Source organism: Candidatus Laterigemmans baculatus, assembly GCF_010367455.1.
Classification (GTDB): domain Bacteria; phylum Planctomycetota; class Planctomycetia; order Pirellulales; family Pirellulaceae; genus Laterigemmans; species Laterigemmans baculatus.
The window spans coordinates 1-22,638 of sequence record NZ_WRPR01000023.1 but is presented as its reverse complement, the minus strand read 5'-3'; the positions used below and the strand labels follow the sequence as shown (position 1 = coordinate 22,638).

Here is a 22,638-nt window from a genome sequence, read left to right as displayed (position 1 = left end):
ACGATGATGATCGCGACTGAGTGTCCGCCGCCGGAGGAACTGCGAGCCCTATCGACGGGGCGGCTCGCCGACGAGCGGAGCGACGAGCTGCTTGAGCATCTGCGCGGCTGCGAACCGTGCCGCTCGGCGATTGTTTCGGTCGCCGATGGCGAGGATTCGCTGGTTGCTGCTCTGCGTTCTCCGGAAGCCCCGCCGGCGTTTGACGGCGAGCCGGGCTACCGACTCGCGCTCGCCAAGGCGCTCGGAGCACTCGCGGCAGTGGGCGATACGACCTCCGACGGCGTCCCTACGGAATTGCCGAGGGCGATCGGCGAGTACGAACTGGTGCGGCCGCTGGGGAGCGGCGGGATGGGATCGGTGTTTCTCGCCCGCCATACCAAACTCGGCCGCGAAGTCGCCGTGAAAGTGCTTGCCGGCCATCGGCTCGGCGACCCACGCATGCGAGAGCGGTTTGATGCCGAAATGCGAGCCGTGGGAAAGCTCCACCATCCCAACATCGTCACCGCACACGATGCTCGCGAAGTCGATGGCACGGCAGTCCTCGTCACCGAGTACATCGACGGCCTGGACCTCAGCGAACTCGTCGCCCGCACCGGGCCGCTGACGGTGGCAGACGCTTGCGAGATCGCTCGCCAAGTCGCCGTGGCGCTCGCCTACACCCACTCCCAAGGTTTCGTCCACCGCGACGTCAAACCATCGAATATCATGCTCAGCCGCCGCGGCGAGGTGAAGCTGCTCGACTTGGGATTGGCCCGATTGCAGTTTGACGAACTGGAGTCGGTGGGGATGACTGGCACCGGTCAGACCATGGGGACCGCCGATTACGTCGCTCCCGAACAAGTCGCCGATAGCCGCTCGGTCGACGTCCGCGCCGACATCTACTCGCTCGGCTGCACGCTGTTCAAGCTGCTCTGCGGCTCCGCCCCGTTCGCCGACGCGGAGCATTTGACCGCGTTTGCCAAGATGACCGCGCACGTCTCCGAGCCGCCGCCGAGTCTCGCCGATCGCTTGCCCGACGCCCCGGCGGGCCTGGTGCGTTTGATCGCGGCGATGCTCGCCAAAGAGCCGCGGAAGCGTCCGCAAACACCGCAGGCGGTCGCTGAGCGGCTGACCGCGTTCACGCAGGGCGCTGAACTCGGAAGGCTCGCCGAGCGGGCGGAAGCTCTCGAACCTGCAAAACCGCTCCCTCAGCCGGCGTCGCCGAGCACTCGCCCCAGCTCGCCACCTACCCTCCCCCTGCTCCGCCGTCCGATCGCCCTGTGGATCGCCCTGGCCAGCGGCGTTGCGGGAATGCTTTTGGGCGCAGTGCTCGGAATCCTGCTCACGATCGAGTATCCCGACGGAACGACCGTCCGCCTCGAAGCCCCGGCCGGCAGCCGAGTGACGATCGGCGACGCGACCAGTGGGGAGGCAGACAGCGATACCGCGCCAGCCACGCATACGGAACCGCTCAGCAACGCCGCCGGAATCCCGCCACTTCAATTCGCCATCCTCGCGGAGCCGAATCTCAAAGATGAAGCTGTGCGGGCAGCCATCGATAAGTTCCTGACCAGCGATAAGAACCGCCCGGTCGCCACCGAGATCGGTACCTGGTACCCGCTGTCGGCAGCGAATTTCCCGCTTGCATCCGACGGCCGGCTCGGTTTGGACTCGGGTATGATGCCGATGGGAATAGCGGTGGCCCCCGGTCCCAACGAGCCGCTCTCCTTATTCCACAACGGTCAGCGGTATGTACTCGCTAGAAACGATTCCGCGGGAATGATCGGCTGGGAAACGATCGAGGGACACGTTGCCGCGACGGTTACGAAGCAGAACGACATCAACCGCATCGAGCTAAACTTTGACGAAGCGTTATTCGCGAAGCTTAATCAACTCGCGGAAGCCAGTGTCCAGCGACAGATCGCAATCATCCTCGGTGGCAAAGTCATCGCCGCGCCCGTCGTCCATGCAGGCCTAAAAAGCAGCCAAGCCATCCTGGAGGGCGATTTGAGCGACGAGCAAATCAAGGCTTTGATCGACGCGATTCGTGGCGTGGGCAGTGGATCCGAGCCGATTAGGAAGTCGACTGCGGATCCGATGAGTAAAAGCTTCAAAGAGTTCCAGGGGATCTGGCGAGTAAGCGAACTAAGAGTGAACGTGAAGGAAGTCGAAGACGCACCTGAGACCGTGTGGGCATTCGACGGCAAGAAATTCTATGTCGCTAATGCAAATACCCTGACGGGCGGCGGAACATTCGATTTGCGTATAGACGCTCACCATCACAGAATCACCCTTCGAAATGAACGAATCGAATTTGGCACTGACGCAACAGTGCCGGGTGTCTACTCCGTTCGCCCAGATGGCAAACTTGCACTTTCGCTAAAAACGTCTCGAGATTCTACAGGAACTCACCAGATCCTCACACGAATCGGTGACATACCAGAAAACTTGAGACAACTTCAGGCGATCCTAAAAGGGAAGAATCACGAATTGGCCCAGGCGATTGTTAACGCACTCAAGCCTGCAGGCTTTGCGGAGCAGGATCTTCCGACAACACCAGTTGCGGGCGACCCAAAGGACTCCCGAGGAGCTGCGACACCAGGAAAGCTCAGGCAGCTAGGCCTCGCGTTTCACAATTTTTACGCGCCCTACGGCAAATTTCCCGGAAGCACGAATGTACTCGAAGGCGCTCGCCATTCGGGTGGAAAAACGAAGCTCGAACCGTTCAGCTGGCGAGTTGCGATCCTGCCCTTCATTGGCGAGAACGAGTTGTTCGATCAGTATCGCTTCGACGAGCCGTGGGACAGCGAGCACAACCGAACCTTGCTTACGAAGATGCCCGAGGTCTATCGCAGTCCGTTGGCGGAAGGTTCGGACAAGCCCACACCCGCTGGCGAAACCCATTTTCAAGGTTTCGTCGGCGAACAGACGGCGCTCGGCACCGGCGGTGGGCTGGCGATGCGGGAGTTCCGCGACGGAACCAGTAATACGCTGCTGATCGTGGAAAGCCAGGCCAGCGTCCCGTGGACGAAGCCCGAGGATCTTCGCTTCGAAAAACCGGAAGATGCAAAGGCCATCAAACCTTTCGACGACTCGCCCCTCTACTACCTCAACGCCGACGGAGCGGCGCACGAGATGGACCCGGTCGACTGGGAAAAACTCGCCAAGCTGATCACCCGCAACGGAGGCGAGGTGGTGCGGCCTTAGCTTGCGGCAGGTCGAGCATTCAGCCGCGGAGCGGCGGCAGAGAATAGCCAGGTGGCGTAAGCCCCATGCAAACTCCATTTGAGCCGCAAGGCGCTAGCCGCGGGTTCCGTTGCGCTGCCGAATGGCTCGAACTCATGTTTAACCGCCGCTGCAGCACAACGTTTTGCCGCGGCGCGGAACGGATCGAGCCCGAGGCTAGCGCCTACGGCTCAATGGAGCGCGACTGCAGCTCGCGCCCCAGGCTAGTGTATGTCGTCCCTCCGGGACTGCGGCATTGCGTTGGGCTATTTTCTTTTTCTTCCTTTGAGCTTGCGGAGTTTCTTGTTTCGCTCGCGGCGTTCGTCGGGCGATACGTGAGTCACCGAGAGGGGGCGTTTGACCCGCGGTGCGCCGGGGTCCCGGAGGCCACCGAGTGGGCTAGGCGGATCGATGCGACTCGGCGGCAAAGGCTTCTCGGCCGCGGTTCGCTCGGCCCGTTGAGCCGCGATGTTGGCGTTATAGTACTGCATGAACTCAGCCATCCCTTCCTGGGTCGACATATCAAACCCAGCCTCCCGTCCCATTAACACGAGCGACTTGGCCGGCCCGAAATTCGAGCTGTCGCCGAGGGCCGCTTTGAGCTCCTCCTCAGCTTTAGGATCCAATGCCTCGAGAATCGTCGCGGCGTTGGCCAGCTTATATTCTCGCTGCAAGAAACTCCAAAACGCTCTCAGCTCTGCGATGATGTCCGCCGCTGCATCCGCATGGGTCGACACTTTGCGGGGAAACAGTTCGAAGACGATCTCCTCGATGCTGTACCGGTTCATCTGCGGAGGCGTTTCGCCCCGATAGGAAAAGCCGTACTCGAGGAAGATTCGACTCCACCCGAACTCGGTCTCCCGAGCGGAAAGCTCCTTCGCCTCCCGCGAATCGTCGAAGGCTTCGAGTAGCCCCTCGATGTATTCCTCTGCCGCATCCTCGTCCCATTCTCCGTATTCATCTGACAGGTTTTGGTGAATGTCGAACATCTCGGTTCCTCGGAGCTGGTGAAACGGGTGACGGAAGCCGTTCGAACCTGCATCCTAACGATCGGTGCGTTCAGAGCGAAGCTCCCTCGGCAGTCGGCACACAGAGACTCACCAATTGAGCTAGAATCAGCCCCGCCGGTAACCGCTCCGGCCCGCTGGCTGCCCCGACCGTTTTTGCTGAGGACCGACACCATGCTGCTTCGCTCGACCGAGATCGTTTTGCTCGCCGTTGCCGCGATCGCGGCGATGAACTTCGGCTCTTCGGCAGCCGCCGAAGAGCTGAGGGCGGGGGTGGCCAAAGTCGAGATCACCGACCGCGAGGCGGGACCCGTCAACGATCCGCTGTGGGTCAAAGCCTTGGCGATCCAGTCGGGCGAGACCACCGCGGTCTTGATCACCGTCGATGCGGTCGCGATCGGGGAGATCGGCTACATCACGAACGTTTACTTGCCGACGGTCCGCCAACACCTCAAGGCGAAGCTTGGCATCGAGCCGGCCAATGTGCTGGCCAACGCCAGCCATTGCCATGGAGTCGTGCGTGCGGACGTCGCCGAGCGCACCGTCGAGGCGGTCGAGGCGGCCGTGCAAAGCATGGTTCCAGTCACTGTCGGAAGCGGCTCCGGACACGAGGACCGGATCATGGAGAACCGGCGGGTGAAGCTCAAGAGCGGCCGAGAGGCCGACGTGCGGCACGCGTATGCCTTTCCAGCGGACGAACAAGTCGCCGAAGCCGGACCGGTCGATCCTCAGATTGGAATCCTCCGGCTCGATCGCAAAGACGACGGTCGCACGCTGGCCGTCGTCTATAACTTCGCCTGCCATCCGATTCAGGGCGTCCCGAGCGGCGGCAACACCGCCGATATCACCGGCTTTGCCTCCCAGGTGATTGAAGACAACCTGGACGATGGCGCGATCGCGCTGTTCGTGCAAGGCTGCGGCGGCGACATCAATCCGATCGGCTACAAAGCGGTCGACCAGCCTCGCGACGCCGAACCGCTCGGCAACCTGCTCGGCCTGAGCACGCTCGAGGCGGTTCGTAAAATTCGTTGCCGAGACGACGCCCGGTTCGTCGTTCTGAACGAGACGCTGACCCTGCCGCGAGTCGATCCGACTGAGCGGATCTACGCCATGGAAGCCGAGCAACAACGGCTGCTGCAATCGCTCCGCGGGACGAGTTTAAATTTTGAAACCTTTCTTCCGCTGATCGTTAAATATAAGGTCGGCGGCGAATACCCACTGGCCCCGGCCCAGCGTTATCTGCACGACCAAGCGCTCGGCCGCGAGCACCTGCCCCGGCTCGATGCGGAGAACCGGCGGAACATCGAAGCCTATGCCGAAAACATCCGCGTGATGGAAGAGCTGACACGGCTGCAAACGAACCTCGCCCTGCTCCGCAAACATCAGCGAAGCCTGCTCGATTCGGGGAAGCGGACGATCGACGTCGAAGTCGCAGCGATTCGTATCGGAGACTTCGTGCTGGTCACTTTTCCGGGTGAACTGACCGTGCGGATCGGCCTGGGCATCAAAGAACGCTCGCCGCACGAACAGACCTTCGTCGCCGGCTATACGAATGGTTATATCTATTACGCGCCGACCGCCGAACAGTTGCGGAACATCGGCGGAGCTCAGGAGGACAGCGACTGTATCCTGGCTCCCGCATGGCAACAGATTTTCGAGGACAAGGTGTCCGAATTGCTAGGAAAGCTATGAGTGCAACCGAGATCCGGATCGCAACCATCGAAGACGTTCGCGCCGCTGAGCCTGTGATCCGCGAGCACATTTCGCCGGCACCGCTGATTCGCTCCTACGAACTCGAGAAACAGCTCGGCCTCTCGCCGAACCGCCGCGTGTGGATCAAAGATTACGGCTGGACTCCCTCGGGCTCGTTCAAGCTGATGGGGGCGCTGAACTGGATGTACAACAATCTCGAGCGGATCGGCGACCGCCCGATCGCCGCCCACTCCTCCGGAAACTTCGCCTCGGGAATCGCCTACGCCGGAATGCGGTACGGCAAACGGGTGATCGTCGTGATGCCCGAGAACGCCCCGCGGATCAAGTTCGAACGGACGCAATCGTTTGGCGCGGAGGTGCGAACCTATGACATTACGCGCGATCACATCACCGGCGATCGGCTACGGATGGCTCGCGAGATCTCGGAGAACGAGAACGCGATCCCCGCTTCGCCCTACGACGATCCGTTCGTGATCGCCGGCAACGGCGTGGGAGCTCTGGAAATCGTCCGCGATCTGCAGTCGCAAGGCCGCTCGGTCTCGCACTTCTTCTGTCCGATCAGCGGCGGAGGTTTGATGGCCGGCCAGGCGATCGCGATCCATGACGGATTCCCCGAAGCTCGAATTATCGGAGTCGAGCCGAGCGAAGCCGACGATTTCTGCCAGTCACTCGCCGCTGGCGAACGGCGCCGCATCGAGCATCCGAGGAGCATTTGCGACGGGCTGCTCTCCTACGACGTCGGCGAACACAACTGGCCGATCTTGCGTCAGTTGGTCAGCGAGGCGGTCGCCATTCCTGACGCCGAGACGCAGCAGGCAATGCGGTGGATTTATGACCGCCACGGACTGCGAACCGAGCCGTCGGGGGCGATCGGCATCGCCGCGCTGCTCAGCGGCCAAGTCGAACTCGCCGGCGACGGAGACGTGGTCGCCGTGATCAGCGGTCGCAACGCCGACGACGACGCCTTCCGCCGCTGGATCGGGGAAGCATAGTCGCCTTTCGCTCCGCGAAAGTTGCGCAGGCATATAGTCGCCTTTCGCTCCGCGAAAGTGGTGCAGGCATACAGTCGCCTTTCGCTCCGCGAAAGTGGTGCAAGAACGCTACTTTCGCGGAGCGAAAGGCGACTATGGCGAAGCGAAAGCTCCCCGGGTGTTGACCAGCCCGCGTCTCCCCATTAAACTTCGCCTCTATTGAGACTGAGTATCAGTTTCATCGCGACCGCAGCCAGCCACTTCTGTTGAGCCAGCCACGCGCGACTAGTTCCTCTCGCGGCACACGTTTGCCGCGGGATCCTAGCCCCGGGCCCAACGCTCAAGGAGTGCCGGATGTCTTCCCGCTGCCCGTCCCCCTGCGCCGACCGCCTGCTGCGGCGGCCACTCGCCCCGCAACCCCGTCTTGCGGCGCGTTCCGGATTCACCCTCGTCGAGCTGCTGGTCGTGATCGCGATCATCGGCGTACTCGTCGGCCTGCTGTTGCCCGCTGTCCAAGCGGCACGGGAAGCGGCCCGGCGGATGTCTTGCACCAATCAGCTCAAGCAGATTGCCCTCGCCACACACAACTTTCACGACACCCACCGCGAGTTTCCCTACGCGACCCGCGATCGGATGCCTTCGGAGACGAGCGACACCTGGGGGACCGGACTGATTCAGATCCTGCCCTTCCTCGAAGGGGACGCCGTGGCCAGCCGCTGGGACCCGGCCCAGCCGCGGAACAGCACCGACGATGCGGACGGCGATGGCTACAGCAACGCGACGCTGCAGCAGATGGAGATCCCTACCTACCTCTGCCCCAGCATGTCGCCGCCCTCGGGGCCGCTGAGCGTCGAAGATCGGGCTCCGGCCAGCTACCTGTTCTGCGCCGGGACTCCCGAGGCAGGTCTGCTGCACTACGGGGCGTACATGCCGGCCGGTGAGCCCGCCTACGACGGGGCTATCGTGCCGATCAAGACTGCCGTGGCAACCAGCCCCAACCATCGCAACCCGACGAAGTTCCGCGATATCATCGACGGGACCTCCAGCACGTTCCTGGCCGGCGAAACCGACTTTATGCCCCAGGGAGTTCCCTCGACCGATTACGGCGGAGTTTGGGCCTATGGCTACATCGGCTACAGCTGGGGCACCAGCTATCACCCGTTCAACAACCACGACAATGCGGGGACCGTCTATGGAGCATTCCGCAGCCAGCATCCCGGTGGCGGCAACTTCGCCCTGACCGACGGCTCGGTGAGGTTTGTGGCCGAAACGATCGAGTACGCGACATACCAAGCGCTCGCGACCCGCGCCGGCGGCGAAGTGGTCGCCGAGTATTGAATCCGCGGTCTCACAAGCGGCAATGCAGGTCACTTTTCGATGATTTCAAAATCAGCCGCCACGCGCTAGCGTCCGGTTCCGTTCACGTTTGAGGAAACCGGGGGCTATCGCCCGGCGGCTGATGATCCCTTCCCATGACCCTTCCCCTCCCCCTATCACAAAAGCACCCTTCATGACCACTTCCCTATATCACCCTTCAGCCTTTCTTCGGTGGTTGCCCCCCGCCGGTCTCCTGCTCCTTGGAATCCTGCTCGGCGGTCCGCTGCCGCTGACCTCCGCCGCCGACTCTCCTTCAGAGGGTCGGACCAGCTACCCGGACATCCCCGAACCGGTCACCAGCTTTGGAGCGGCGATCGTCGGCGACGCGCTCTACCTCTACGGCGGTCATACCGGCTCGGCCCACTCATACTCGGCAGAAGCTCAAGGCAAAACGCTCTGGCGGCTGAATCTCAACGAGCCGCAGGGCTGGGAGAAAGTCGCCAGCGACGTCGGGCTGCAAGGCTTGGCGATGGTTGCCCACGGAGACCGGCTCTACCGCATCGGTGGTTTCACGGCCAAGAACGACGACGGGGAAGAACATGATCTTTGGTCTCAAGACACCGTCGTCGCCTACGATCTCAAGGCCGAGCAGTGGCAAAAGCTCCCGTCGCTCCCCGAGCCACGTTCCTCGTTCGATGCCGCCGTTCTGGACCACACGATCTATGTGGTCGGAGGCTGGCAGATCCGCGGGGATGAGCACCTGTGGCATGACACCGCTTACGCGCTCGACTTGTCCGCCGAGTCGCCGGAGTGGAAGGCGTTGGCCCCACCGCCGTTTGAGCGGCGAGCCCTGAGCGTGGCAGCCTACCAAGGGAAGCTGTATGCGATCGGTGGAATGACCAAGGAAGGCAAGCCGACGACGCGGGTCGACGTCTACGACGTGGCCAGCGGCACTTGGAGCCAAGGACCGGATCTTCAAGGCGAAGGGATGGACGGATTTGGAAGCTCCGCATTCGCCGTCGGCGGACGGCTCTACACGAGCACCCTCCACGGCACTTTGCAGCGGCTGGCCGAAGATGGCAAGTCGTGGGAGATCGTCCGCGAACTGGAACCGGCCCGCTTCTTTCATCGCATGCTCCCGCTCGGCGACGACCGCCTGGTCTTCATCGGAGGGGCGAACATGTCCGAGGGGAAGTATGAAGAAATTGGAATCGTCCAAGTCAAGTAATTGAGGCTCCTTCAGAAGACGCCTTCTTTCCAATACCCTCCTCCCGGGAGGGTCGGGCTCTTAGGCCCGGGGAGGGTGTCGATTTGTTTTTTTGACACAGCCTTATCAGGCTCCACCCATCAGTTAGGAAATCGAAATTATGCACCATCTCAAAACTCTGCTCGTTCTCGGCGTCCTCCTGTTGCTCGGCAGTGCGACTCCAAAATCCACCCACGCACATTTCCCCTGGTTGGCCCTCGATGCCGAAGGCCGGGCAATCTTGTTCTTTGGTGAAAACCCGGCGGATCGCGAGTACGCCATGCCCGAATCGATCGCCGCGGCTCAGGTTCAACATCAGACCGGCGAAGCTCGCAAACCGCTAACCGATTTTGCGGCGGTCGAGACCGATGGGTTGATCGGACGACGATCGGCCCACAAATTCGCCACGAAGGGACAACTGCAGTCGACCGTCGACTACGGGCTCTACCATGGAATGAAGCTGACCTATTCGGCGCAAGCGATCCTCGACCGCGAGTTGTCGAAGGCTGCGTCCAAGCCTACCGGCAATCTCGACCTCGAAGCGGTAGTGGGTCAGCAGGATGGAGGCATCACCGCGCAGATTTTTTGGCGTGGCAAACCCTTATCCGAAGCCGAGGTTCAGCTTCTCGATGGAGAGGGACAAGAAAAGGCAACTGCGACGACCGACGCGGACGGCCGCGTGAGCTTTCCTGCGAACAAGCTCGAAGCGGGACTTCACGGGCTGTTGGTCGGCCAGGTCGACAAAACCACCACTGGTGAATTCAACGGTACACCTTATACCGGTGAAGCGCACTACCTGACGGTCACGTTTGTTCGTCCGTAATCGGTTTAGCCACCACTTGTTTCGAAAGCCCGAGTATGCCGATTCTGTCTCGCCTCCGCATCCTGGTGAATCTCTTCTTCATCGCATTGGCCGTCGGGGTCGAAGCCCACGCTGGTGACGGATGGACTCGCTTCCAAGGTCCGGTCGACGAAAGTCTGGCGGTCGCGGATGTTCCGCTCCGCTGGTCGTCGACGCAGAACGTTGCCTGGCGGACACCGCTCGTGGGATACGGGCAGTCGAGTCCCGTCGTCTGGCAGGGGCGTGTGTTCGTCACATCGATCTCGGGCGCGATGAAGGAGAACTGCCACGTCGCAGCGTACGATCTTCAGTCGGGGAAAGTCCTCTGGCAGCACGATCTCGCGGCGGCTTCGCAGGCAGAGAACTCGACCTACGTCAGCAAAGCGGCGCCTTCCCCCGTCGTCGATGAAGCTGGCGTGACGGCATTGTTCGAAGGAGGAAACTTGATCTCGCTGACCCATGACGGCAAAGTCCGTTGGCAGCGAAATCTGGTAGCGGAGTACGGAGCGATCGATTCTCGCCATGGGTTGGGAGCGTCGCTCGAGCAGGATGCGGAGCGGATCTATGGGTGGATCGAGCGAAGCGAGGCGCCCTACGTGTTGGCTCTCTCCAAGTCGACCGGGGAAACGATCTGGAAGCAGGAGGGGCTGGGCGTCACCTCCTGGAGCAGCCCGCGGCTGGTCCCGATCGGCGAAGCAAACCATCTCGTCCTCAGCGGGATTGGTCGCTTGGCAGGACTCGACCCGCGGACCGGCCAGCGGCTGTGGAGTTTTGAGGATATATCCGGAAACTCGACGCCGACCCCAGTCCCACTCGGCGAGGGACGGTTTTTGATCGGAGCGACGACGGGTAACGGAGATGCAAATGCAGGCAAGGCGGCGGCCTCCAATGGGGTCGTCCAGATCAAGCGTCAGGCGGACGGGGCGTTCAGTGCGGAATGGGTCTGGCGAGCCGAGCGGGCCACATCTTCCTTTGGCTCCCCGATCGCCCACCGAGGATATGCCTACTTCGTCAATCGGGCCGGGGTCGTCTACTGCCTCGATCTCGAGTCCGGTGAAGAGCAATATGCGAAACGATCGTCGGGAAGCATTTGGGCGACGCCGATTGGAATTGGAGAGCGGATCTATCTGTTCGGAAAAGAGGGAACGACGACCGTGATTCAAGCAGGCCCCGATTTCGAGGTGCTCGCCGAAAACGAACTTGCTCCCGAAGCCCAACCGCAATCGGACGGAGGAAGGGAAGCGGCTGCCGCTGGAGCGACGTTCTACGCCGCGGTCGCCGTCGAGGGACGCTTTCTGATCCGCAGCGGCGAAGCTCTTTACGCCATTGGCCAAGCCGAGTCGCTACGATAGGAGGCTGTGCAACGGGACTCGCCTTGGTGCGTCGACGGGAGCGCGGGCAATGCGACATCGGACAGTGCCTCGAGATGGCGGACGAGCATTCGCGGGATGGAGTCGGTGCAAACTGCGGCTACTCCTCTTCATTGCCGGCTGTTTTTTGTTGCCGGCTGGGTCGACGCGTGGCGAGGAGCAAGCAGAGGCCTCAGGCGTCGAACCGCGGGCGGCCTGGACGACTTCCCGCGTCGTGGGCTCGCCGCAACCGCCCTTGCCCTATACGACCGAGAACGCCTTTCCCGAATTGTCGTTCCCGCAACCGGTGGAGATCGTGGCGATTCCGGGGACCCGTCGGATGCTGGTCGCCGGGCTTCGCGGTCGCTTGGATTCGTTCCAGCTGCCACCGGAGGGGAATGAAGCGACGGCCCCACCGCCCGACTTGTTTTTTGATCTGCTTGCGCATGCCCCAAAGCTCAACCACCTCTACGGCGTCGCGTTCCATCCCCAGTTCGAAAAAAATCGACAGCTGTATGTGTGTTATGTCCTCCCGCCCGGGCAGGAGGATGGGAGTCGCGTGTCGCGTTTTCAGGTTCTCGACACCGAACCGCCGCGCGTGGATCCGGATAGCGAAGAAATCTTGCTCACCTGGTTTTCCGGCGGACACAACGGCGGCTGCCTACAATTCGGTCCCGACGGCTACCTCTACATTTCTACCGGCGATGGCGTGGGGCCGAATCCGCCGGATCCTCATGGCGCCGGCCAGGACGTCACGAATCTGCTCTCGGCGGTGCTGCGTATCGACGTGGATCACGCGGATGGGAATCGACCTTATACCATTCCCCCTGACAATCCGTTCATCTCACTGCCCGATGCCCGCGGCGAAATCTGGGCTTATGGGTTTCGCAATCCGTGGCGGATGAGCTTCGATCCCGAAAGCGGCGATCTGTGGGTCGGCGATGTGGGATGGGAATTGTGGGAGATGATCTATCGCGTCACCCGGGGCGGAAATTACGGCTGGAGCATCATGGAGGGCCGACAGCCGATCAACTCCGACGCTCCCCGTGGCCCGACGCCGATTCAGGCCCCCACGGTCGATCATCCCCATACCGAAGCCGCCTCGATCACCGGCGGCGTGGTTTACTGGGGCGACCGTCTGCCCAAGCTGCGGGGGGCTTATATTTATGGGGATTATGAGACAGGAAAGATTTGGGGCCTGCGTCTCGGATCGAATGGTGAAGTCGCCTGGCACCAAGAGCTCGCCGATTCGACGCTCAAGCTGGTCAGCTTTGGCGTCGACCACCGCGGCGAGTTGTTCCTGCTCGACCATACAGGTTCGATTCATCGCTTCGTCGAGAACCCGCGGGCCGGTCAGCCGAGCGAGTTCCCCGAGCGGCTGAGCGAAACGGGCCTCTTTACCTCGGTCCCCGATCAGCAACCGGCGCCGGGGGTCGTTCGCTATACGATCCATGCGCCGATGTGGCAGGACGGTGCGACCAGCCAGCGCTGGATTGCTCTGCCGGGAAAATCGCGAGTGGCAGCGAAAGACGGAAAGTGGGAGTTTCCCGACGGCACCGTGCTGGTCAAAACCTTATCGCTCCCCGATGTCCGCGGCCGAAGCGTGCATCTCGAAACGCAGCTCCTGCACTTTGACGGCCGCGACTGGAACGCGTATTCCTACCGCTGGGATGCCGATCAGCGGGACGCGGAGTTGGTGCCGGAGGAGGGAGCGGACGCCGTGTGGGAGCTTGCGGCGGACGATCCAGACGCCACGCCGCAGCAAGTCCAGTGGCACTACGCGTCACGATCCGACTGCCTCCGCTGCCACAACCCCTGGTCGGGGCCTCCGCTCGCGTTTGACCCGCTGCAGCTGCAGCGACTTGAGTGGCTCGATGCGGCTGAGGTTACCAGCGACGCGGGCGCGAGTGCGGACAACGTGGGACAGCGACCGACGCTGGTCGATCCCCACGACCCCGACGCGACGCTCGACGAGCGGGCGCGGAGTTACTTGCATGCGAACTGCGCCCACTGCCATCGGTTGCATGCGGGCGGCGCGGTGCTCTCGCAGATGGCGTACGATCTCGAGCCTGCCGCGACTCAGATGATCGACGCCCCGCCGACCCAGGGTGATCTGGGAATCGAAGGGGCCCGGGTCATCGCCCCGGGCGCGCCCGAACGTTCGGTGCTGCTGTACCGGATCGCCAAAGCGGGGCAAGGGCGGATGCCGCGGCTGGGCGCCCATCGGGTCGATCCGCGAGGCCTCGCGCTGCTCTACCGCTGGGTCGAGCAGATGAAGCCCGACGGAGAGTTGGCAGCGGCGGGGGCGAGCTCCGCCGCACGCGAGGACCACGTTCCTGCGGATTTGCGAGCGGCGGCGAATCGAGACACTTCCGCGACCGAACTGGCCGAGCAACTCGCCTCGCCCACGACCGCCCTCCGCAGCGTGATGGCACTCGACCGGGACTCCCTGCCTCCTGCCCTCCAGGATCAGCTTGTCGCCGCGGCAGCGGCGCACCACGACCCTTTGGTCCGCGATCTCTTCGAGCGATTTCTGCCTGAAGACGAGCAACGCCAGCGGCTGGGCGACCGGATCGATCCGGAGTCGATCCTCCGCCGCAAGGGAGATCCGAAGCGGGGCGAGCAGATGTTCTTCACGGACAAGCTACTGCAGTGCAATCGGTGCCACGCGGCCGGCAGCCAAGGAACATCGCTCGGCCCCGACCTGAGCGGAATTGGCCACCAGCGGAGCCGGGAGGAACTGCTGCAAAGTCTGCTCACGCCTTCGGCAAAAATCGATCCCGCGTACCAGACCTACTTGATCCAGACCGTGGATGGTCGCGTGCTAAGCGGGTTGCTCATCGAGCGGACAGCGGAGCGCGTGAGAGTCGCTGACGTGGAGCGCCGCGTCGTCGAAGTGCCGACCGAGGAGATCGAACAAATGGTCGTCTCTCCGCAATCGTTGATGCCCGATGGAGTGCTCCGGGATCTGACCGCCCAAGAAGCCGCCGATCTGCTCGCCTTCCTCACCACCCTCGGCCGCCCCCATTCGGACATCAGCAAACCCGTTCAAGCCGCACCCCGAAAGTAGCAACTCGAGCTCTACTGGAGCGGCTTTTGTCCCATGTCTTCCCGCCAGCGATTGACCGTTGCGAACGCTGCGGGGATTTCTCGGAGGAAGCGGACGATTTGGCTCGTCGTCGTCTGCCAGAGCGCGGCGACTTCGGCCGGACGGGCCGCGGCTCGGGCCAGATCATCGAGCAGCAGGGCGAGCACGGCTGGACGGTCCACGTTGTCTTCGGCCACGCGGAACTGCGCTCCACCGTACTTGGCGCGGAGCCGCACGGGAGCCGACTCCGGAGCCGAGCTGGGGACCCCGCGGGTCCGCAGCCGCAGCGCCAACGTTTCACGCAACCGCCGCAGCGCCACGCGCCGGTTGTCGGCTTGGCTCCGCCGCTCCGAGGCCTCGGCACTGATCCCAGTCGGCTGGTGAACGAGGACGATCGTCGTCGAGACCTTGTTGCGGTGCTGGCCTCCCGGTCCGCCACGGCGAGTTTGCTGCATCGTGCACACCGCCAACAATTCCGCTTCCTCGAGCCAGGCGGGATGCGGAGGGTCACAGGCGGTAGGTCCGTCGTCACGAGAGCCGTTCGTCATGGGTTCCTTACTGGATCAATAGTCACGGGTCAAAGCGCCGCTCCGGTGATGCGGCTGAGGCACCAATCCCACAGCCGAAGCGGCTCGCCGCGGAACACGCCGGTCGCCGTCGAGCCGATCGGAACGCGTGCGGCCATCTCTTCCGGCAGCCGGCAGGCGACCGCGAATCGATTTCGCGGAACCAGTTCCGCGAAGCTGCGAGGATCGTGACGGATTGCCGAAACATCCGCAACTTGGCAGGTCACGATTTCCGCCGGCAGCGGGTCAAGCCGAACCTGCACCTCGCCCCCTCTTTCGATGAACCGTCGCTGCGCCGCATCGACTTCCAAGACGACTTGCTTGGACCTCTCGTCCCCAACGCAGCACCAGACGCTGCCGGCGGGAATCGTTTGTCCCTCACGAGTCGACAACCGTGGAGCAGCCGCGGGGGCCGCAGCTCGCACGCCAGCTCCTGAACCGCTGCTGGACTCCCCGCCGCCGTGCGATGGTGCGACGTACGGCAGCAGCGTTCCGCTGCGGGGCGCGGTTAAGTGAAGCTGTCCGATCGCCGTCTCGACCGCCCGCCGTTGATCTTCCGTCGCTGCGATGGCCGCCGATTGCTCCTCGAGTTGGTCGAGCAGTTCCGGGTCCGCAAGAGCTCGGCGGCGGAGCGAGGCACTTCGAATCCGCAACTCCTCCAGCTGCGATGTGAGGCGTACCCGCTCGATCCGCAGCGCCGGCTCGTCGAGCAGCGCGAGCGTCGCACCTTGCTCGACCGCGTTCCCATATTCGACTTCGATCCGTTCGACCCGCCCGCTGCGGGGGGCGTAGACATTCGTAGCCGCATGAAGTTCCACCACGCCTCGGGCGGTGACGCGGCGTTCCACCGGTACCCACAGGATCAATCCGGCGAGCAGCGTCCAGCCGCTGGCGATTCCCCACCGCCGCCAAGCAGACACGCCGCTCCACGCCCCGCGGCCCTTGCCGACCTGCCACAGTCGATTCGCTTGACCGCAGATAAACCCGGCAATTCCCACCACGATCGCTCCCCGTGCAAGACTTTCCACACCGGCCCGGCTGAGCACCAGATAGCCCCAGCCGAGAAGCGCCGAGAGGACGACATAGCGGTAGCCGGTCGACGCCAAGTGAAACGCTGCGAGCCCCCACTGAACCGCTCCGCTCCCGCCGAACGTCCCGGACTGATAACTCGCCCCGGCCACTCGGCGAACGACGGCGGAGCGCCACGCTTCGACGGCTCGGCTGCGAAGGTTGGGGACGTCCAAAAAGTCCGCCAAAACGAAGTAGCCGTCGTAGCGCATCAGCGGGTTGATATTGAACAAAACGGTGCTCACTCCACACACGCAGATCAAATTCAACGCGGCCATCCGCAGGAATCCATCCTCGCTGAGCAGCCACACCACTCCGGCGAGTGCGGCCAGTACCGATTCGATATAGACGCCCGCGAGCATGATCGCCGCCCGTCGCAAGCGCGAATCAACGCGCCAGCTGTCGGTCACATCGCAGTACAAGCAGGGCGTTCCGCAGAGCAACAGGACGCCGATCTCCCGGGCCGCCGCTCCCATGCGCCGACAGACCGCCGCGTGGGCCAACTCGTGAATCCCTTTGGTGATCGCCAGCGTCGCCAGCGCGAGTCCCCAGTGCTTCGCCTGAAACGTGACCAGCGGATCCAACCGGCGGACCAACTCCCCAGCGTGGGCGAGTAGCGCCACCGCGACGACCGCGATCACCAGTCCCCAGAACGTGACGCCCACCGCGGAGAACAGCCAAGACGTGCGTTTCGCCAACCACGCTCCGACGCCATCGGCGGGAACTCCCGAGAGACGAATGTAGAGCGGATTCCGCCACCATCCGGAACGAGCGCGGACGGCGGTGGCCGGACGCTCTCCAGCAACGAGCCCCGCCGCACGAGCCTCGGCCAATAGCGCCGGATCGGCCGCCGGTAAACGCTCAACCGCTCCGCCGCGGTCGACTCTTCCCACCAACCCGCGATAGTCCTCTCCGGCGAGCCGCACAACGCGACCGCTGATCGGATGGGCCAACCAGTACTGCCGGCGGCCTGCGCGCTCGCGGGGGTGAATTTCGAGATCCCCCCGCAGCCGGTAGGAAGTTCCCGGTCCAGGCCGAGCCCCGGTCCCGGCGGCGGTCATCGCTGCCGCGCCCCCGGCGCCCCCGGCGCCCCCGGCGCCACCGGCGCCACCGGCGCCGTCAAGCGACGCTGAGCTGAGCGGGCTGTCGCAGGCGATTGCAGATCGGTTGCTGCTTCGGAGTTTTTAGATTCTTCCGCTCTCGACCCGTCGGCGGTCGCGCTTCCCGCCGCCAGCGGATAGAGCACCATCTGGACTTCTCGGCCCGGCAGCAACAGCCAACCGCCCGCGACCGCCCGGTTCTCGATCATCGCATGCAGCCGATAACGTCCGCCGGCCATCTGCTGCGGATCCACCGAAGTCACGCGGCCGCGAAGCGAATGCTCCACTCCCGCTTCGCTCCAGCGGACCAGCACAGCGGCCCCTGGGGCGGCCCGCTGCGGGAGCATGTCTTCGGACAAGAGTACCTGGACGTGGAGGCGATCGAGGCGAGCGATCTGGGCGACCGTCTCACCCGTCGCCAACCATTCGCCGGGGCGGTGGTCGACGGTCAGCACGATCCCGCTGATCGGGCTTTGGACCTTGAGCCGTCTCAGATGGTCGTCGATCACTTCCAGCTCAGCCGTTTGCAGCTCGAGTTCAATCTCCGCTTGTCGGCCTGATTTTTTTACTCGCTCGCGTTCCAAATTCGCCCGCTCCACCGCAATCCTCAGCCGCCGCAGCGTGCTCAGGGGAACTGCTCCAGAGCTGGCGTCGTAGACGGCTCGGTTCGATTCCAGTTCTTCGAGAGCCTCTTGGTAGGCCGTCTCGGCAAATTGAACTTCCAAATCGTCCGCGACTCGCTGCTGGGCGATTTCCCGTTTGAGTTCCGCCGCGTGTCGCCGGATCGCGAGCGTTCGGTCGTCCAGCCGAGCGAGCAATTGCCCAGCCTCGACTTCCTCGTTCTGCGTGACCGCAACTTCGGCCAGCGGGCCAGCATCGAGCGCCGGGACGTCGACGATTTCGGCAAAGCGAATGACACATTCCTCCGCGACCACGGCCGGCGACCCGCCGGAAGCGAGCCTCGGGGCGGTCGCCGGGCGCGGCGTGTCCGCGGCAAGCGGACCAGCTGCTAGCAGGGCCGCCAAAAGGGCCGCCAAAAGGGCCGCCAGCAGGGTCGCCGCAGCGTCCCATGTTCGCATCCACAGTGGCCAGCGGCATGGCTGCATCGAAACGGCTCTCTCTGGGAAGGGTGAAATGGGTTACAGGTACAGCCGCAACCAGCCCACGACGGTGCGCACCAGGTCCTGGCATGCGACGTAGGCGAGCGGGCGGTGGCCACAGTCGATCCCGAGTTTGACCGGCGCCCCCGGTTGCTTGAGGGGCAAGCGGTCGGCATCGAGAGAAAAGGTCACGGTTCCGGTCGGATCGGGACCGCTGGCCGCGGTCGCCAGCGACGGTGAACCTTCTCGGGGCCATGCGGCGGGGCCGATGTCCTCGAGTTGGGCCGCAACGGCGTGGTCGGGGAAAGCGGCCAACACAGCCGTTCCTTCCACCGGGCCATTCCCGCGGCTCGCGACGAGGTGATCGAGGCGGTTCTGCGGCACGTCGGCTTCGATCAACCAGCCTCCCTCGGGGGCGACGATGCGGAACAGCATCTGTCCTCTTCCCACCGGTCGATGGCCCAGTCGCTCGCGGATCTGCCAAGCGTCCACGATCCCGCTGCGGTCACTTCGCAAGACGAGCCGCTCGCGTTCTTGCTCCAACACCGCCAGTTCGGCGGCGATGCTCCGCAGCTCCTCGCCGGCGATCTGCTGTTCGGTTTGCAGTCGTTCGGTTTCTTCGGGATCATTGGTCGAGCCGCCGACGACCCGGGTTCGAATCTCCGCCAGCCGCTCGCTGAGGACCGCGCGGCGGCCGAGGAGCGAGTTGATCGACCGATCCAATTCGAGGTCGACCAGCCGCAGCACCGGTTCTCCCGGTTCGACCGCAGCTCCATGATCGACCCAGATCTCGTCGATCACCGAGTCGCGGGGAGCGTACAGGTTTTGCACTTGCCGCGGCTCGAGTCTCGCATCGGCGGTCACGATGAGCGGAACCGGGAGAGCGGCGAGCAAGAGTCCACCGACCGCAATCGCCAGCACGACGACCGACCGTCCCAGACGATTGCGCAACCGCTCGCCGCGGGCCGCGATCCAGCCGCGGAGCCCGGGCTGCCGGGTTCGATCGAGACGCGTCAACACGCAATCGGTGTGCTGGAGAAACAGGGACCAGCGGTGCTGCTGTTCGGGGTCGACCTCCGTCGCCGCCCGGTCTTCCACCACCAAGCGCGCTTGGCCAGCGGCATCGACGATCGCGACGCCACGAAGAACGAGTGCTCCCTCGCTCGCCTCCCCCTCCGCGTCCGGTTCCGCTTCGGCCGGCTCCGCTTCGACGGGCTCCGCGCCCGCAGCGTCGGGGATGTTGCCCGAAGTCTCGGGGGCGCTGCCGGCGGGGATGAAACCGACGGAGCCGTCGGTCTTGGTGGGGCTCGCCGCGACGAGTCCTGCGGCAAGCTCGCGAATGGCTTGCACGGCGGGAAGTGCGGGATCGATCTGGTCGACTCCACTGACGGCGACCACGCGCCAGGAACCGCCCCTTCGGCGGACCAAGCTCACGCGTTCCGCGGAGAAGACGCGGGCCGCCGCGTCGACGATCCTCGACTCCGCAGTGGTGCGATCGGTCGAACGGTAGAGGGTGAGCACACTCTCGTGCATCCGCGCGGCTTGGTCGGCGTGCGCACGAGCGGCGCGGAGTCGTTCCCGGCGAAGAAAATCAGCGGCCAAATCGGCCATCTGAGCCGCGAATCGCAGATAGCCACGCTGCGTGGCCGGTCCGCCGCCGACCGGCAAAAACAGCTCCATCATCCACTCGACCGGCTGGTCCAAATCGACGGGGATGGGGACGACCGCAGCTAGAAACTCAGTGGGATTACCCGGCTCCACCGCGTCGTTCCCATCGTCCGACGCGGCAGCCGTTTCCGCATCCGCTACAGTCCAGTCGCCGCTCGGCGGGACGACCATCGGGCCGCCGCCATGGGCGACTTCACGGATCATCAGCCAGTGGCGATTGGTCCCGCCGGACCGCACCGGCTCGAGCGAGTCTCCTGGCGACAATCGGGGGACGAGCAGGCGGCGATCGACATGGCCGTGATGTGCGACCGAAGCCCAGTGCTCACCGGCGAGCTGCCACAGGACGCATCCCTCGGCGGCCATTGCGCTGGTGACGTCGGCCAGGAAGCGGGGCCAGAACTGGCGAGCCGATAAGCGGGAGTGGCAGAGCGCGGCGATCTCTTGCACGAGCCGCCGAATCTCCCGCTTCGTCTCGAGGACCAGCGCGTCCGCCTCGGGGCGCGGCGCGTGAGGCGCACCCCGTCCCTCGAGCGAGGGCGAGCTGGCGGAAAACCGGAACGGTTCGGTGGTCGATGACGCTTCCATGCATCGAGGCCGATACCACAAACGAGGCAGGGAAGTACAGACAACTTCCCACCCCACCCCATACGTCACGCTTCCCAGCCTGACCCGAAAGTACGTCAGGCTTTCCAGCCTGACCTGCTTCTATAAAAAACCACGACACCCTCCCCCCGGGAGGGTCGCGAGGAACGAGCGGGGAGGGTTTCCGCAACGGTGCATTTCACGGGGGCGCAATCGCTAGGGATCGCGATCCCTCCCCTCGCTGACGCTCGACCCTCCCGCGGGGAGGGTGACTATTAAGCGCCGTCCTCTAACAGCGGCTGGCCTGAGCTCGTTCAGCTGTCGCTGACCGAGGTGACGACCTTGTCGATCAGCCCGTAGTCGACCGATTCGGTCGCCGACATGAAGCGGTCGCGGTCGGTATCCTGCTCGATCTTCTCGAGCGAATGGCCGGTGTGGCGGATCATGATCTCGTTCATCTTCCGCTTCACGCGGCGGAGTTCCTCGACGTGGATCTCGATCTCCTGAGCGGTTCCCTGCATGCCGGCGAGCGGCTGGTGGATCATGATCCGTGCGCTGGGCAACGAGTAGCGTTTGCCCTTGGCCCCGGCGGTCAGCAGCACGGCACCCATCGAAGCCGCTTGGCCGATGCAGTAAGTCGCCACGTCACACGAGACGTACTGCATCGTGTCGTAGATCGCCAAGCCGGCCGTGATGCTCCCGCCGGGCGAATTGATATACAGGTGGATGTCGGCCTTGGGGTCTTCGCTCTGCAGAAACAGCATTTGAGCGACCAACGAATTGGAGATTTCGTCGTTCACCTGCTGGCCGAGAAAAATGATCCGGTCTTTGAGCAACCGACTGTAGATGTCGTAAACGCGTTCTTCGCGGCCGCTCTTTTCGACAACGTAGGGAATTAGGGGCATCGCCGTGAACCTGGATGGTATGGAGGAAAGGCTGGATCGGTGGAGTCGAAGGAACCGCGAACAGTGGCTGCGGCGGCTCTACTTCGGCTCGTCGTCTTCGGCATTCACATCAACCGGCGGTTTGGTCAACACATCGTCGACCAGCCCATACTCTTTCGCGCCCTCGGCCGAGAGGAAGAAGTCGCGGTCGATATCCTTGGCGATCTGCTCGATCGGTTTGCCCGTGTGGTGCGCCATGATGTGGTTCAGCACGTCGCGGTAGCGAAGGATTTCGCGAGCCTGAATCTCGATATCGCTGACCTGCCCGCCGACGCCGCCGAGCGGCTGGTGGATCATCACGCGGCTGTTCGGCAGCGCGTACCGCTTGCCTTTGGTACCACCGGCCAGGAGGACCGCAGCACCACTGGCCGCTTCGCCCACGCAGTAGGTCGCGACCGGGCACGAGAGCATCTGCATCGTGTCGTAGATCGCCAGCGTCGCGGTGACCGATCCGCCGGGGGAGTTCAGGTAGAAGTGGATGTCCTTGCGGCGATTCTCGCTCTGCAAGTAGAGCAGCTTCATGACCACTTCGTTGGCGTTGCCGGTGTAGATCTCGCCTTGCAAAAAGACGATCCGGTTTTCCAGCAGCAGGTCGCCAAGCGTCATTTGCCGCTGACGCTGGTAGCTCTGGTAGGAGTAGCTATTGGCTAGCTCGTAGTTCATCTCGCGTGCCTTTCCCGGGTCCTGACAAAAAGGGGATGGACCTAAGTGTTCGCGAAATGGAGCCGACTGACAAGAGTGGTATCTCCGGCCACGGTCCGAGGCTTACTGGGAGCAAAGAAAAACCGCCAGCGGCCGAGCAGGAGCGCTCGACCGTGGCGGCAGGGAGGGGGCCGGAGAAGAGTGGGAGGGGGGAGAGAATGGGAGGGGGGAG

Annotated in this window: 15 protein-coding genes; 8 read left to right on the top strand and 7 right to left on the bottom strand. The window is 63.6% G+C overall.

Annotation, left to right across the window (positions count from 1 at the left end; all coding sequences use genetic code 11):
- Positions 1 to 6: 6 nt before the first annotated feature.
- On the top strand, positions 7 to 3,186 hold the full coding sequence (locus GNK13_RS04645) for a protein kinase domain-containing protein (protein ID WP_164101283.1): 3,180 nt from the start codon (positions 7 to 9) through the stop codon (positions 3,184 to 3,186).
- Positions 3,187 to 3,470: 284 nt separating this feature from the next.
- Here GNK13_RS04645 and GNK13_RS04640 read toward each other — a convergent pair whose 3' ends face one another.
- Positions 3,471 to 4,193, bottom strand: coding sequence for a hypothetical protein (locus tag GNK13_RS04640; RefSeq protein ID WP_164101282.1), 723 nt, complete (start codon positions 4,191 to 4,193; stop codon positions 3,471 to 3,473).
- Between the two features lie 192 nt (positions 4,194 to 4,385).
- On the opposite strand from GNK13_RS04640, the gene GNK13_RS04635 reads away from it, so the two are divergent.
- The 7 genes from GNK13_RS04635 to GNK13_RS04605 all read left to right on the top strand — a co-directional run bounded on the left by GNK13_RS04635 (position 4,386) and on the right by GNK13_RS04605 (position 14,718).
- Entirely contained in the window at positions 4,386 to 5,903 is a 1,518-nt protein-coding gene (locus GNK13_RS04635) for a hypothetical protein (protein ID WP_235934776.1), read from the top strand.
- Positions 5,900 to 6,916: a threonine ammonia-lyase gene (locus GNK13_RS04630; protein ID WP_164101281.1), complete on the top strand. Its 1,017-nt coding sequence runs from the start codon at positions 5,900 to 5,902 to the stop codon at positions 6,914 to 6,916. The genes GNK13_RS04635 and GNK13_RS04630 overlap by 4 nt, the downstream gene beginning before the upstream one ends.
- 333 nt (positions 6,917 to 7,249) lie before the next feature.
- Complete coding sequence (locus tag GNK13_RS04625) at positions 7,250 to 8,233, top strand: DUF1559 domain-containing protein (protein ID WP_164101280.1); 984 nt, start codon at positions 7,250 to 7,252, stop codon at positions 8,231 to 8,233.
- A 172-nt stretch (positions 8,234 to 8,405) separates the two neighbouring features.
- The gene (locus GNK13_RS04620; RefSeq protein ID WP_235934775.1) at positions 8,406 to 9,440 is read left to right on the top strand and encodes a Kelch repeat-containing protein; all 1,035 of its coding nucleotides are present in this window, start codon (positions 8,406 to 8,408) and stop codon (positions 9,438 to 9,440) included.
- A 139-nt stretch (positions 9,441 to 9,579) separates the two neighbouring features.
- Complete coding sequence (locus GNK13_RS04615; RefSeq protein ID WP_164101278.1) at positions 9,580 to 10,281, top strand: hypothetical protein; 702 nt, start codon at positions 9,580 to 9,582, stop codon at positions 10,279 to 10,281.
- Positions 10,282 to 10,316: 35 nt separating this feature from the next.
- The gene (locus GNK13_RS04610; protein WP_164101277.1) at positions 10,317 to 11,651 is read left to right on the top strand and encodes an outer membrane protein assembly factor BamB family protein; all 1,335 of its coding nucleotides are present in this window, start codon (positions 10,317 to 10,319) and stop codon (positions 11,649 to 11,651) included.
- Between the two features lie 49 nt (positions 11,652 to 11,700).
- Entirely contained in the window at positions 11,701 to 14,718 is a 3,018-nt protein-coding gene (locus GNK13_RS04605) for a PQQ-dependent sugar dehydrogenase (protein ID WP_164101276.1), read from the top strand.
- A gap of 11 nt (positions 14,719 to 14,729) precedes the next feature.
- Here GNK13_RS04605 and GNK13_RS04600 read toward each other — a convergent pair whose 3' ends face one another.
- The 6 genes from GNK13_RS04600 to GNK13_RS04575 all read right to left on the bottom strand — a co-directional run bounded on the left by GNK13_RS04600 (position 14,730) and on the right by GNK13_RS04575 (position 22,427).
- Positions 14,730 to 15,284, bottom strand: a complete 555-nt coding sequence (locus GNK13_RS04600) for a peptide chain release factor family protein (RefSeq protein ID WP_164101275.1) — start codon at positions 15,282 to 15,284, stop codon at positions 14,730 to 14,732.
- Positions 15,285 to 15,313: 29 nt separating this feature from the next.
- The gene (locus tag GNK13_RS04595) at positions 15,314 to 17,431 is read right to left on the bottom strand and encodes a hypothetical protein (protein WP_164101274.1); all 2,118 of its coding nucleotides are present in this window, start codon (positions 17,429 to 17,431) and stop codon (positions 15,314 to 15,316) included.
- On the bottom strand, positions 17,428 to 18,549 hold the full coding sequence (locus GNK13_RS04590; protein ID WP_164101273.1) for an HlyD family secretion protein: 1,122 nt from the start codon (positions 18,547 to 18,549) through the stop codon (positions 17,428 to 17,430). The genes GNK13_RS04595 and GNK13_RS04590 overlap by 4 nt, the downstream gene beginning before the upstream one ends.
- Before the next feature lie 60 nt (positions 18,550 to 18,609).
- Positions 18,610 to 20,823, bottom strand: coding sequence for an HlyD family efflux transporter periplasmic adaptor subunit (locus GNK13_RS04585; RefSeq protein WP_164101272.1), 2,214 nt, complete (start codon positions 20,821 to 20,823; stop codon positions 18,610 to 18,612).
- Positions 20,824 to 21,134: 311 nt separating this feature from the next.
- Positions 21,135 to 21,725 (bottom strand): ATP-dependent Clp endopeptidase proteolytic subunit ClpP, encoded by a 591-nt coding sequence (gene clpP, locus GNK13_RS04580; RefSeq protein ID WP_164101271.1) that lies wholly within the window; start codon positions 21,723 to 21,725, stop codon positions 21,135 to 21,137.
- A 78-nt stretch (positions 21,726 to 21,803) separates the two neighbouring features.
- Positions 21,804 to 22,427, bottom strand: coding sequence for a ClpP family protease (locus GNK13_RS04575; protein WP_164101270.1), 624 nt, complete (start codon positions 22,425 to 22,427; stop codon positions 21,804 to 21,806).
- Between the last annotated feature and the right edge of the window lie 211 nt (positions 22,428 to 22,638).